Raw genomic sequence first — 13328 nt, 5'->3', positions numbered from 1 at the left:
TTCCTATGTGCATAGCGGTTTTTTTTGCGTTATACTTTATCATGTTCATTCATTTTCAAAGTCATTTTATTTAGATTTTGTTTAAGGAGGGTTTAATTTGTCTATTCTTCACTGGGTTGTACTTTCACCATTTTTATACACTCTATTGATTCCTATTGCATATAAATTGATGAAAAAAGTACATACGGGATGGTTTATATTACCACTGCCCATTCTACTGTTTATTTATTTCTGTAGCAATATTGGAGCGACGTCCAATTTACAGGCAAAAACAGAATCGATTGCATGGATTCCATCATTAGGTATTGACTTTTCAGTAAAATTAGATGGTCTTGGAATGCTATTTTCTCTTTTAATATCTGGAATTGGCGCACTTGTCATTCTTTATTCCATCTATTATTTGGATAAAAACAAAGAAAAGATTAATCAATTCTACGTGTATCTTCTCTTATTTATGGGGGCTATGCTTGGAGTTGTATTATCAGATAATTTAATTGCTCTGTATATGTTCTGGGAAATTACAAGTATTTCTTCTTTTCTTCTAATCGGTTTTTGGAATAATCGAAGTAATTCTCGTTATGGGGCTATTAAATCAATGGCAATTACGGTATTTGGAGGACTTTCTTTATTAGCTGGAATAATCCTGCTTTATATTATGACCGGGTCATTTACCATTTCAGAAATTATTACTATCGTCCAACAAGAATCTATCATTTCCCATCCGTTATTCATATTGGCTATGATTTGTATCTTACTTGGTGCTTTTACAAAATCTGCACAATTCCCATTCCACATTTGGCTACCAGACGCCATGGAAGCTCCAACTCCAGTCAGCAGCTACTTGCACTCCGCTACGATGGTAAAGGCTGGGATATATCTTGTAGCACGCTTAAGCCCTGTATTTGCAGTTTCTGGTTATTGGATTTGGATTGTATCACTTGTCGGGATTATCACCCTTTTGTACGGTTCATTCTTTGCTGTAAAGCAAGTGGACTTAAAAGGACTTCTTGCCTATTCAACAATTAGTCAGCTTGGTATGATTATGTCTTTATTAGGAATTGGTGCTGCTGGAGCACATTATAATAATGATAGTGTTTATTATGTTGCAACGGCAGCGGCAGTCTTCCATCTTGTCAACCATGCCACATTTAAAGGTAGTTTGTTTATGATGGTTGGTATTGTTGATCATGAAACCGGGACAAGAGATATTCGTCGTTTAGGTGGACTAATGAAAATAATGCCAATCACATTTGCCATTGCTTTGATTGGCTCGTTATCCATGGCTGGAATTCCTCCATTTAACGGATTTCTAAGCAAGGAGATGTTTTTTGCGAGCATGTTGAACATTCGTGAATTCAATATGTTTCAATTAGATACTTGGGGAGTTCTGTTACCCATTATCGCATGGATCGGTAGCATCTTTACATTCGTGTATAGTATGATTCTAGTCTTTAAAACCTTTACAGGGAGATATCAACCGGAAAAATTATCTACTAAGCCACATGAAGCACCAATGGGTATGCTAATTTCACCAATTGTATTAGTATCTCTTGTTCTAGTATTCGGACTGTTCCCAGGGTTACTAGCAAATACCATTCTATCTCCTGCTATCACTTCCATTTATGGCGGAGGCGTATATGATCTTCATATCTATCATTGGCATGGTTTCGAACCAGAACTATTTATGACGATTGGTGTCATTGTATTTGGGACAATCCTTTATTTAACTGTTAGAAAATGGGCTGTTATTTATCAATCTATTCCTGTTATATGGAATTCGATATATGATAAATTATTTGGGGAAACAGAAAATCTATTTAGTAGGATGACAAACAGATATATGACTGGTTCCCTTCGAACCTATTTATTTTATATCTTCACCTTTTTTATCCTTATCCTATCCTATACTTTATTTGCAAAGGATGGATTTACAATTGATACGCTTCGACTTGCGCCAATTGGAGGCTATGAAGTAGTTTTGTCACTTGTTCTTGTTGTTTCAGCTATTTCTATTTTGTTCTCTAAATCACGGTTAACTTCCATTATTCTTTTAGGTGCAGTCGGATATACGGTTTCTTTATTCTATGTAGTATTTCGGGCACCAGATCTTGCATTGACACAATTGGTAATTGAAACAGTATCAGTCGCCTTATTTTTACTATGTTTTTATCATTTACCACGGAACGCACGAAAAAAAGAAAGTATTCCTTTTAAATTGTCCAATGCAGTAATTTCTGTGTTAGTAGGACTCGTTATTATGCTTATTGCAATTGCTTCCTATAGCACAAAACTATTCGATTCCATTTCTCAATATTATGTGGAAAATACGTATTTAAAAGCGGCAGGAGAAAATATGGTAAATGTAATCTTAGTTGATTTCAGGGGATTTGATACGCTCTTTGAAATAGCGGTGCTTTCCATTGCTGCAATTGGTATTTATTCCATGATAACCTTGAGAATGGGGGGAAAGAAAAATGAAAATAAATAATTTAGTTTTACAAACCATCACAAAAGTCATTGTTTTTCTGATACTCCTATACTCTGTTGATCTCTTTTTTGCTGGGCATTATACACCAGGTGGAGGATTTATAGGTGGATTAATGGCAAGTGGAGCAATCGTTCTATTACTTATTACTTATGATATAAAATTTGTGAAGAAAATCTTCCCGATAAATTTTATCTATGTTGCTGCAATTGGCCTGTTAATAAGTACCTTAACAGGTATGATTGCCGTATTATTTAACAAACCATTTTTAACGCATTTTTTTAATAAACATGTGCATTTGCCTTTATTAGGAGAAACGTCTCTTCATACTGCTGCGTTATTTGATCTCGGTGTTTTTTTAGTAGTAGTAGGCGTTACAATGACCATTATTCAAACGATTGGAGAGGATGACTAATGGAATTCTTAATGGCATTTATAATCGGAATTTTGTTTATGTGTGCAACTTATTTAATTCTTTCTAAGAGTCTATTACGCATTATTATTGGAACAGGACTTCTTAGTCATGGGGTTCATTTATTATTATTAACAATGGGTGGACTTAAAAAGGGTGCTGCCCCTCTATTGGGACAGCACGCAAAAAGTTATGCTGATCCCTTACCTCAAGCGTTAATATTAACAGCCATAGTTATTAGCTTTGGGGTTACTTCTTTCTTATTAGTACTTGCTTACAGAACTTATCAAGAATTAGGGACAGATAATATGGAGAAATTGAGAGGGAAAAAGTATGAGTAATTTAATTCTATTTCCAATTTTAATTCCTTTATTTACGGGAATTATTTTGATTTTCTTCTATAAGAAAATCATTTTACAACGCATTTTTTCCTTATTAAGCATTAGTGTTTCCATTATTGTTACATTATCTATGATAGAACAAATTAAAAATGATGGAATTCTAACAGTAAATTTAAGTAATTGGGATGCTCCTTTTGGAATAACCATTGTTTCAGATATGGTATCTGCACTACTTGTGTTAACTACAAACATTATTGCATTTTGTTGCATCATTTATTCCTTTAAAGGAATGGAGAGAGAAAGGGAATCTTACTTTTATTACTCCATTATTCAATTTCTTTTAGTTGGCGTTATTGGAGCGTTCTCAACTGGCGATATCTTTAATCTATTTGTATTCTTTGAAGTAATGTTAATGGCTTCCTATGTACTACTCGTTCTTGGAAACACAAAAGTCCAGTTAAGAGAAACAGTAAAATATATAATTGTAAATGTTGTTGCATCTGCACTCTTTGTTATAGCTGTTGCCTACCTTTATTCTGTTGTTGGTACATTAAATATGGCTTTTATATCAGAGCGCATTAGTGAAGTAGGAGGAGCTGGAATATTAACAGTAATTGCTGTCCTTTTTCTAATCGTATTCGGATTAAAAGGAGCTATTTTTCCATTATTTTTCTGGCTTCCCGGCTCTTATAATGCAGCGCCAATCCCTATTCTTGCATTATTTGGAGCATTATTAACAAAGGTAGGAGTCTATTCCATTGTCCGAACTTACTCCTTATTCTTTTACGAAGATTCTTACGTCTTTTCGCTATTAGGCATTCTTTCCCTTATAACCATAATTTTAGGGGCTATTGGATCTATTGCTTATAACGACGTAAAAAAAATAATTATCTATAATATCGTTACTGCAATTGGGGTAATCTTGTTTGGATTCTCCACCTTTAATGCTGTTTCCCTTACCGGATCCATTTTTTATCTTTTACATGACATGATTATAAAAGGAGCTCTCTTCTTATTAATTGGCGTCATGATTTATATTACTGGTACTAGCAATTTAAAGTACATGGGCGGGTTAATGAAAAAATATCCTCTCCTAGCTTGGACCTTTTTCCTTGCAGCACTAGGTCTAGCAGGGATTCCACCACTAAGTGGCTTTGTCGGAAAATTACTTATTATACAAGGAGCATTTGAAGCAAGTAATTATATTGGAAGCATTATTGTCGTTCTATCAAGTCTCTTTGTATTACTTTCTGTCATTAAAATATTTGTAAAAGGGTTTTGGGGAGAAGAATCAGATAATGTGATGAAAAAGCCTGTAAGAACACTTTTATTACCCGGCTGTATACTAGTTCTTCTTTCTGTCTTTATCGGAATTGGGGCAGAGGTGCTTTCACCCTATATTTCTTTAGCTGCTGAGAATCTGCTTCAGCCTGAAAACTATATACATGCTGTATTAAAGGAGTGATAACGATGGCATTTCAATTATTATTAAATTTTCTTATCAGTTTTATTTGGATGTTTCTGAAAGGCTCCTTCGCTCCAGATACGTTTCTAATCGGGTTCATAATTGGCTTGATCCTTATCTATATTACAAGAAGATTTTTCTCAGATAAGTTTTATTTATACCGGGTTGTCTCCATTTTAAAGCTTTTAGGTATCTTCTTGAGAGAGCTAATCCTTTCTAATATTGAAGTGTTAAAGGTTATTCTACAGCCTAAGCTGAAGGTGACACCGGGAATTTTTGCATTGGAAACGGAATTAAAGAAGGATTGGGAAATAACTGTACTTTGTAATCTAATTACCCTTACACCTGGAACACTTGTAGTGGATATTTCAGAGGATAATAAAATTCTCTATATTCATGCCATGGATATTAGTGATAAAGAGGCAACGATTAGTAGTATCAAACATAACTTTGAAAAAGCCATACAAGAGGTGAGTATTTAATGTTCCAAACTATCATGAACATATCCTTATTTATCGTCTCTATCTCAACCATTTTATTTATTTATCGGGTTGTAAAGGGACCAACCACTCCTGATAGAGTGGTTGCTCTTGATGCAATCGGAATAAACCTAGTAGCTATTACTGCTATTTTATCAGTAGTATTAAAAACTTCAGCCTTTTTGGAAGTTATTCTTCTCATAGGTATTTTAGCTTTTATCGGGACAGTAGCTTTTTCTAAGTATCTAGAGAAAGGAGAAATTATCGAAAATGACCGAGACAATCATTAACATTATTATCGCTGTTCTTATTCTCCTTGGAGCCCTGTTAAGCCTTGTTGCAAGCATTGGAGTAGTGCGCCTTCCAGATGTTTACACAAGAAGCCATGCAGCGTCCAAATCAGCAACTCTAGGGGTAATGTGTATCCTTCTTGGTGTATGTCTGTATTTTTTTCAGGCAGAACAAATTTTTAATTCTCGCTTAATTCTTGCGATTGCTTTTATTTTCTTAACTTCTCCAGTTGCAGGACAGCTTATTATTCGTGCTGCATATAATAGTAAAATACCAATGGCGGATGTAACAATTAGAGATGATTTAAAACAGGCAAAAGAGGCAGCCGCAAGGGAAAAATGAGTCCATCATTTCCCATAAGTAACTGTTACTTAGGATAGGGTAAACAATGGATTAATAGCGAATAATAATCAAGTCCTTTCTTAGGACCAAAACCATTAGAGGAGCGCCATAAAATGAAGCATATTCGTGAAGGATTAATCCCTACTGTCCTTGGAACAGCTGTTACAACAGCCGGAATGGTAATGAAGCAAAATCGAAAAATTGATTCGATGATCTCCAATACAGTGTTCGGTTTTGGACTAGCCCACATCGTGCTTGGAACAATTGACCTAATCGAACACCGCCATAACTTTTAAGTAAAACGTATCGCGTGGAATTAGCTTTCTTGAGATATAGGAAGCAATGTTTAATCCATGATTGACTTCTCCATAGGGAACAGGCATTTAATTATACCATGATTCCCATGAATATAAGAAAAGACTATATAAAGACTTGAAATCATGAACGGTTATTTTAACCTGTAAATGATCTCAAGTCTTTATTTTTCTCTCGATACATATTTTACTTCTATTCAGAATAGGTTTTAAGAAGTGAAATGATTGATTATTCTGTACGAAAGGAATGTCCAGTATGTACCAAGCCCTTTTTTATCACCGCAATACGTATACTCCTGCAGCATTCCATCCCTATCTTCATTATCCTATCTATTTTCGTGAATTTCCTGAAGTAAATCCTGCTAAGTTTATTGATTCTGCTAAGGACACATTAAATCTTTTATCCGATGCCGAAGCCTGTATAAAGCAGTTAGCTAATTCCTACGAATTCTCTAAAAACATAATGAGTGCAGCCCAATTATCTAAAACAGATACAATGGAACAATTATTTAAATCTATTGGTATGAAGGAAACACCTAAAATTTCCTATAATCCAGATGGCTTAACATTAAACTTTGATCACAAAAATAATCCTCCCAATTGCTGCTTTTTATCTGTTCAATTAAGATGGCGGTAAAAAATTTTTGCTAATGGATTCTTTCAGACTGCTTATAGGTGCAGACTGAAAGAATCAAAAACCAGGTCACACTAAATCGTCTTTACAAACATGTATAAAATTTCAAATTTGCTTTTTAGTAATAAGGATACGGTCCATAAGGCACTGGTCCATACGGAACAGGTCCATATGGTACTGGACCATAGAACGGTCTAGGTCTTACTAAAGCTCCTCCTAGAACTCCTCCTAATAAGCCACCCACAAATGGTGCTGCAAACCAAACTCTTGAATCTTGTTGCGGATATTGATATCGATATGGATAACCGTGCATCATTCGCAATTACCTCCACTCTCTTTATACTTTTTTCTCTCTACTCTATTTTCTATGCGAATGTCCCCTTTTTGGACTGGGCTATTGCCTTTAACAGCTAAATTTCTTCTAACATGAATTCTCTCTAATTTAACTAAATCATGTAGACGAACATTTAAAGTGAGATACAGGTTAGGCATAGGTAAATCCATCAATTTATTCACCCTTAGGACATTGCTTGTCTATACTATATGGAATAGATGTAGCAGGAGGAATGGTAAATAAAATGAATTCACTATTTGATTTAACGAATCAAACAGCAATCATTACTGGAGGTAGTCGTGGGTTAGGAGAACAAATGGCAGACACATTAGGAAAAGCAGGGGCAAATATCGTCATTTGTTCTAGAAATGTAGAGCAATGTGCAAAAACAGCTGCTAAATTACAGGATAAAGGAATTAATGTGTTAGCCCTGTCTTGCGATGTTTCCCAAAAAGAGGATATTGAACAGGTTATTAGTAAAACAATCGAGAAATTCGGAACAATTGATATCTTAGTTAATAACAGTGGCACTTCTTGGATTGCGCCTTTTTTAGATTACCCTGAGGACAAATGGGACAATGTACTCGATGTAAATGTTAAAGGGACTTTTTTATTTTCACAGGCAGTCGCTAAAAAAATGGCAGAACAAAACCACGGCAAAATCATTAATATTTCCTCTGTTACGGCATTTAGCGGGACACCACCACAGCTATTAGACGCGATAGCATATAACACTAGTAAAGGGGCTCTTATTACGTTAACAAAAGAATTAGCAATTAAATTAGCACCATACAATATTCAAGTAAATGCGATTGCCCCAGGATTTTTTCCAACAAAAATAACGACAGTATTCGAAAATCATAAAAAGCAAATTAGTGCAAAAATTCCAGCAGGACGTTTAGGTAAACTAAATGATTTAGACGGAATCATTCTTCTTTTATCAGGAGAAGCATCTAATTATATCACTGGACAAATTATCGCTATTGATGGTGGACTTTCTTCCATACTGTAAAAAGCTTCTGTAGATGTTCAAAAAAAGAAAAGAAAGAGGGATAAGAAAATGGCTCATGTTACAATCGACTTTTATGAGTTATTAAAAAAAGGTGGAAACCTACTGCAATATCGGATAAATAACCGAATCAAAAATAGTTTAAATCAAATGTCTATCATTGATTTTACAAGTACAAAAACAAACCCATTAACAAACAAGCTTGATCAGATTCAAAACTACTCAGAACAATTAAGTAATTATATCAATCTTCCTACCAAAACAGATTTAGCAAATGCTACCCAATTAATTATTCAATCAGAAGAGAAAATTGATAATCTTGATGATCAATTGTATGAATTGACTAATATGATGAGAGAAGTAAAGCAATTAATAGAGCAATTAAGCTTTAGTCCATCCGATGATTATTCCTTACAGTTATCAAATAAAATGACAGAACAAGAACAAAGAATTTCCACACTGCAATATGAATTATCACAAGCAAAACAACAATTAGAATTACAAAAAGATGAAATCAGCCACTCCACTTTTCCTAATCAGGCGATATAATTATGGCAAAAAAAAATCTAGCAAATTTTATTCATACATTATCATATGACCCAGTTGTTGGACAAACAGAAAGGTATGCAATATGGAAAAAAAATAAAGCGACATTATGGTACTACCCTTCCAAAAAAAGAAAATTCAAAGAATCTATCTATCTTATTTATTCTATTGTCAATAAACCATATATTCTCGACTTAGGCCCTTCCATGAGTTTAATTGAGGCATTTAATAATGCAGGATATGATGCATATTTAATCGATTTTGGGATACCAGCATATGAAGATCGCCATCTAACAATTGATGATTATATAACAAAGTATATTCAACCAGGATTCAATCGGGCAATGCGACATGCAGACTCAGATTCCTTCACCGTCATTGGCTTTTGTCTAGGAGGTACACTTGCTACTATATTCTCCGCATTAGATAATGCTAATATAAAAAATCTCGTCCTTGCCGTTTCTCCAATCGATTTTTCTGCTTTTCCAGATTACGATAATTGGCTAAAAGCACTTCGCGAAGAGGAATTACACTTTGATAAACTTATTGATAAAATGGGAGTTATTCCTCCAGAATCGGTAAAATACGGGACTAGGCTGCTTGTGGCACCTGTGTCCTTTAGTCATTATTTAGCTCTTCTAAATCGCTCTGGGGAGAAAAACTACACGGAAAAATGGGCAAGGATGAATAAATGGACACTGGATCACATTCCAGTTGCCGGAGCAACACTTAAGCAACTTATGAACGACTTTGTAAGGGACAATAAAATGATTGAGGGTGGTTTAACCATTCATGGAGAAGAAGTTAATTTATCAAAAATCGAATCCAATCTTCTCGTATTTTCAACAAAGAATGATCCCCTTGTTCCAAGTTCCCTCTGTGAACCAATCATGAATCTTGTCTCAAGCAAAGATAAATCCTTTGTTTTATTTGAAGGAGGTCATGCAGGTCTCGTTGCACATTCACATATGCCAGAACCAATGGAAAATTGGCTTAGAATTCATAGTACTCCCATTTAATTATAAGCCAAGAACCCCCTCACTAAAAATGGACGGGGTTCTTTTGCTGCTTATTTTTATTTTGCTATTGTTATTTCGTACTTTCAAATCTTTCTACAAATAGCGCAAGGGTTCTTGTCATTGCACCAGTTGCACCTGGCTGGCCTAAATCTGTTGCTTTACTTTGTGTAGAAGTTCCAGCAATATCTAAATGTACCCATGGAGTTTCTTCTGCAAATTCGCCAATAAATGCGCCACCCATAATCGCATGGCCAGCACCTCCTGGTGAATTATTTAAATCAGCTATTGGACTATTACGTACCAATTTTTTATGGCTTTCAAATATAGGTAGTCTCCACATTTGCTCTCCAGCTTCATAAGAAGCTTCTAACACTTTTTCAAATAAAGATTCATTGTTCGTCATTGCCCCTGTTGTTTCCATACCTAGTGCCGTAATTACACCACCAGTGAGCGTTGCAACATCAACAAGATAATTAGCGCCATGATGTTTCGCATAGGTTACCGCATCTGCTAAAACTAAGCGTCCCTCTGCGTCTGTATTTAATACTTCTATCGTTTTTCCACTCATCGATGTAATAACATCATCTGGTTTAAATGCATGGCCGCTTATCATATTATCAGTCGATGGAATTACTGCAACAACATTTTGTTCTGGTCTTAGTTCACCAATAACTTCCATTGCACCAAGGACAGCTGCTGCTCCACCCATATCTGTTTTCATGCCGACAATACCTGTTTTTGTCTTGATAGAATAGCCGCCTGTATCAAAAGTGATTCCTTTTCCTACTAAGCCTATTACATCTTCCCACTTTTCTTTTCCCTGGTATTTCAGCACAATCATTTTAGGTGGCTCTGTTGAACCTTGGTTAACTGCAAGGAGTGCACCCATACCAAGCTTTAGCATATCTTCTTTTTCTAAAATTTCTGCTTCAAATCCATATTTTCCTGCTAATTCTAATGCATAATTAGCTAAATCTGTAGCTTTTAACATATTGCCTGGTAGATTAACGAGTGTACGTGCTGAGTTTGTCGCCTGTCCATACACATACCCTACTGTAAGTGCTGCCGAAACTGCCTCTTCTTCCGCGTTGCTATATACCGTTATTTCCTCTATCTTCTTTTCTGGCTCATTTGACTTTTGCTTATAGCCGACAAATTCATAGGTTGCTAGACCAAATGCCTCACTAGATGCATGAGCAACATCCTCTGCTTCATTTTCTTCCGTAACAAAGGAATCTAAATAAATGGCCGTTTCCACCCATTTTTCTTTTGTAATACGTTTAAATGTTGCCCCAAATATTTCTTTAAGTTCGTCAAAAGAAAGCTCTTTTTCTTTTCCTAATCCAACAAAAATAATTCGTTTTGCTCCAATTTTCCCAAAAGTATGTATAACAGTAATGGATTTTTTCTTTGCTGAAATATCTCCATCTTTTACTAGAGTGGTTAACTCTCCATCAAAAAGTTCATCTAATTGCTGAAGCTTTCCTTCTAATTTAATAGATTTGTCAAAAAGGCCGACAATAATACTTTCATGGTTATTTTGAAAATCCCATTCTTTGTGATAAGAAAACATATTTCCATTCCTCCATTCTATTTCTTCCTTTATTATAACGAATTTATACAACATTTCGTATACCTAATTACTTTTCTTCCTTTCAACCTTAAAATATTAACGGATTTTTTTCGATTTTAAGTAGAAAGCACGATATTTGGTTATGTTATAATAAGATAAGTGGAAACATTCCTTATAAGCAAGGATAATGCTGTCCTCAATAATTTAAAAAATGGAATACATTTTCTTCTCTCAATCGCGCAGAAAAAATAAATACAGAGAAAAATCATTCCACTCTTTATTTTCTATGCTCCACTGTCTACCTCCTTATTTCCATTAATATTCCTTATTATGAAAGATTAGTAATGCGTTAAATAAGGTATACATACTAAAAGTACAGATTCTACAACAGAAATGATGAGGTGTTATTTATGGAATTACTAGCTAACTTCCCTTTATTTGCGAGCCTAATTGCAATTTTTTTCGCACAATTTGTCAAAGTACCGATTACTTTTTTTGTTACCAAAAAAATTGATTGGTCTCTGTTAACTAGTACTGGAGGCATGCCAAGCTCTCATTCAGCTGCTGTAACTGCCCTTTCAACTGCTATTGCTCTTCAAACAGGGTTGGATTCACCGATTTTTGCTGTTGCAGCGATTTTTGCCATTATCACCATGTTTGATGCTACTGGTGTAAGAAGGCAAGCAGGGGAACAAGCAATCGTTTTAAATCGCTTAGTAAACGATTTTAATAAATTTTTAAATGATGCAAAGGGATGGCAAAACAAACCAGAACAAGAAAAAAGAAAAGAATTAAAAGAATTATTGGGACATAAACCTATAGAGGTGTTTTTCGGAGGAATAACGGGCATCTTATTAACGCTGCTATTACATATGCTTATTTATTAACAGCTCCTACTTATAAAAGTATTTATATAAAAAAGGATGCCTTAGAGGCAGTATTCCAAACAAGTTATGTACATTTGCTTGGAATACTGTCTTTTTAGGACATCCTTTTGGATTTATGTGTGATGTATTTTGCTTATTTATTTTCTGCTTTCGTATACTGTTGACGGAATACTTGCATCGATTCTTCTTCATTCAATGCACTTAATGTCTCTTCTGTTAATTTACCTTTACCCATTTCTACTATGTATACATCTAGTGTTTTCTTTCCCCATTGGCTATAGACATCTTGTACTGTTTCATAGTATAAATCTACTTTATTTCCATTAATTGCTGAACCAGTATCAGCAACTACTCCAAATCCATAATCAGGGATGAAAAGAATTGTCCCAATCGGAAATACACTTGTATCTGCTGCAATGGTACTATATAAATCTCTTTTTACTTTTACACCTGAATACGTAATCCCAAATTGGGGGTGACCTGGGTTCTTCCCAGTTGATTCATATCCAGCCGTATAACCAGTCGCTACAACTCGCCTTGTTGGATATTGTGACCAATCTTTCATATTTTCCAACAATGGTGGCTTCCCCGCAACCTCTTTACTGGAGGAGATTTGTGTTTTCTCCACCAATGCTTTTTTAAAACTCTTTAATGCTACCCCAATTTGCTTAATTGTATGATCAAACTGACCGTTCGTCTCGCTTGCCTCTGATTGTCCATAATTATTATTACTAAAATTTATCGCACTTGCCTTAACACCTGATATTGACTGAAATGTAGTTAGTAGAGCTGCCATAAAAAGTAGCACCATTCCTACTCTTCTAAAAAACCTTTTATAAAAATTCATATTTTTCACTCCTCCCAAAACTATTCATTTCCCATATTCAAAGAATTTATTCATAAATAGTTAAAAAGAGGAACTTTTCTCCTAGTAAAATACCAAAAAAAGCTAAAAAACTAGGTGCTTAACTCTCTTAAACACTAAAATTTTTTATATTTGTACCACTAATCAAAATGAATAGAGCATAACGGAATAAAAAAATTATAGTAATTTTTCTATTAATAAAAAGGAAAAGTATGGACCTAGATTACTAAAAAAACTAAGTTGTATGAGTAAAATGTTTGTGGGTAGAAAATAATTTACCCTCTGGTTTGGTTGGTGGTCGTTAGACCGCCAACCAAACGCAAGCGCGGTAG

General features: G+C 34.8%; 17 protein-coding genes. 13 read left to right on the top strand and 4 right to left on the bottom strand.

Annotated elements, in window-relative coordinates:
* Positions 1-97: 97 nt before the first annotated feature.
* The 9 genes from ACTNDN_RS14170 (at position 98) to ACTNDN_RS14130 (ending at position 6766) form a co-directional block, all read left to right on the top strand.
* Positions 98-2488: a Na+/H+ antiporter subunit A gene (locus ACTNDN_RS14170; protein WP_031536934.1), complete on the top strand. Its 2391-nt coding sequence runs from the start codon at positions 98-100 to the stop codon at positions 2486-2488.
* Positions 2475-2900 carry a Na(+)/H(+) antiporter subunit B gene (locus tag ACTNDN_RS14165; protein ID WP_235251718.1) on the top strand — a complete coding sequence of 142 codons (426 nt, stop codon included), beginning with the start codon at positions 2475-2477 and terminating at the stop codon, positions 2898-2900. The genes ACTNDN_RS14170 and ACTNDN_RS14165 overlap by 14 nt, the downstream gene beginning before the upstream one ends.
* Positions 2900-3238, top strand: coding sequence for a Na(+)/H(+) antiporter subunit C (locus tag ACTNDN_RS14160; RefSeq protein WP_235251719.1), 339 nt, complete (start codon positions 2900-2902; stop codon positions 3236-3238). The genes ACTNDN_RS14165 and ACTNDN_RS14160 overlap by 1 nt, the downstream gene beginning before the upstream one ends.
* Positions 3231-4703, top strand: coding sequence for a Na+/H+ antiporter subunit D (locus ACTNDN_RS14155; protein ID WP_235251720.1), 1473 nt, complete (start codon positions 3231-3233; stop codon positions 4701-4703). Before ACTNDN_RS14160 ends, ACTNDN_RS14155 begins: the two co-directional genes overlap by 8 nt.
* A gap of 5 nt (positions 4704-4708) precedes the next feature.
* Positions 4709-5185, top strand: a complete 477-nt coding sequence (locus ACTNDN_RS14150) for a Na+/H+ antiporter subunit E (protein WP_235251721.1) — start codon at positions 4709-4711, stop codon at positions 5183-5185.
* Complete coding sequence (locus tag ACTNDN_RS14145) at positions 5185-5472, top strand: Na(+)/H(+) antiporter subunit F1 (protein ID WP_031536929.1); 288 nt, start codon at positions 5185-5187, stop codon at positions 5470-5472. The genes ACTNDN_RS14150 and ACTNDN_RS14145 overlap by 1 nt, the downstream gene beginning before the upstream one ends.
* Positions 5453-5815: a monovalent cation/H(+) antiporter subunit G gene (gene mnhG / locus ACTNDN_RS14140; RefSeq protein WP_235251722.1), complete on the top strand. Its 363-nt coding sequence runs from the start codon at positions 5453-5455 to the stop codon at positions 5813-5815. Before ACTNDN_RS14145 ends, mnhG begins: the two co-directional genes overlap by 20 nt.
* A gap of 113 nt (positions 5816-5928) precedes the next feature.
* Positions 5929-6111, top strand: coding sequence for an asparagine synthase (locus tag ACTNDN_RS14135; protein WP_235251723.1), 183 nt, complete (start codon positions 5929-5931; stop codon positions 6109-6111).
* A 274-nt stretch (positions 6112-6385) separates the two neighbouring features.
* Complete coding sequence (locus ACTNDN_RS14130) at positions 6386-6766, top strand: hypothetical protein (protein WP_048718477.1); 381 nt, start codon at positions 6386-6388, stop codon at positions 6764-6766.
* Positions 6767-6881: 115 nt separating this feature from the next.
* Here ACTNDN_RS14130 and ACTNDN_RS14125 read toward each other — a convergent pair whose 3' ends face one another.
* Positions 6882-7079, bottom strand: coding sequence for a hypothetical protein (locus ACTNDN_RS14125; protein ID WP_031536925.1), 198 nt, complete (start codon positions 7077-7079; stop codon positions 6882-6884).
* On the bottom strand, positions 7076-7267 hold the full coding sequence (locus ACTNDN_RS14120) for a hypothetical protein (RefSeq protein ID WP_031536924.1): 192 nt from the start codon (positions 7265-7267) through the stop codon (positions 7076-7078). The genes ACTNDN_RS14125 and ACTNDN_RS14120 overlap by 4 nt, the downstream gene beginning before the upstream one ends.
* Positions 7268-7341: 74 nt before the next feature.
* On the opposite strand from ACTNDN_RS14120, the gene ACTNDN_RS14115 reads away from it, so the two are divergent.
* Genes ACTNDN_RS14115 through ACTNDN_RS14105 form a run of 3 tightly spaced genes read left to right on the top strand, consistent with a single transcriptional unit; the run spans position 7342 to position 9671 of the window.
* Positions 7342-8109 carry an SDR family oxidoreductase gene (locus tag ACTNDN_RS14115; RefSeq protein WP_349205326.1) on the top strand — a complete coding sequence of 256 codons (768 nt, stop codon included), beginning with the start codon at positions 7342-7344 and terminating at the stop codon, positions 8107-8109.
* Positions 8110-8157: 48 nt separating this feature from the next.
* Positions 8158-8655, top strand: coding sequence for a hypothetical protein (locus ACTNDN_RS14110; protein WP_031536922.1), 498 nt, complete (start codon positions 8158-8160; stop codon positions 8653-8655).
* 2 nt (positions 8656-8657) lie between these two features.
* Positions 8658-9671: an alpha/beta fold hydrolase gene (locus ACTNDN_RS14105; protein WP_031536921.1), complete on the top strand. Its 1014-nt coding sequence runs from the start codon at positions 8658-8660 to the stop codon at positions 9669-9671.
* A gap of 70 nt (positions 9672-9741) precedes the next feature.
* On the opposite strand, the gene ACTNDN_RS14100 is transcribed toward ACTNDN_RS14105, so the two are convergent.
* Positions 9742-11244, bottom strand: a complete 1503-nt coding sequence (locus ACTNDN_RS14100) for a leucyl aminopeptidase (RefSeq protein ID WP_031536920.1) — start codon at positions 11242-11244, stop codon at positions 9742-9744.
* Positions 11245-11654: 410 nt separating this feature from the next.
* On the opposite strand from ACTNDN_RS14100, the gene ACTNDN_RS14095 reads away from it, so the two are divergent.
* A complete protein-coding gene (locus ACTNDN_RS14095) occupies positions 11655-12131 on the top strand; it encodes a divergent PAP2 family protein (RefSeq protein WP_031536919.1) in 477 nt (158 codons plus the stop codon).
* A 133-nt stretch (positions 12132-12264) separates the two neighbouring features.
* On the opposite strand, the gene ACTNDN_RS14090 is transcribed toward ACTNDN_RS14095, so the two are convergent.
* Entirely contained in the window at positions 12265-12978 is a 714-nt protein-coding gene (locus tag ACTNDN_RS14090; protein WP_441131333.1) for a 3D domain-containing protein, read from the bottom strand.
* Positions 12979-13328: the final 350 nt, after the last annotated feature.

Source organism: Niallia sp. HCP3S3_B10, assembly GCF_052064465.1.
Taxonomy (GTDB): Bacteria; Bacillota; Bacilli; order Bacillales; family Cytobacillaceae; genus Niallia; species Niallia hominis.
The sequence above is the reverse complement of the archived record's forward strand: the minus strand, read 5'-3'. Positions and strand labels throughout refer to the sequence as shown.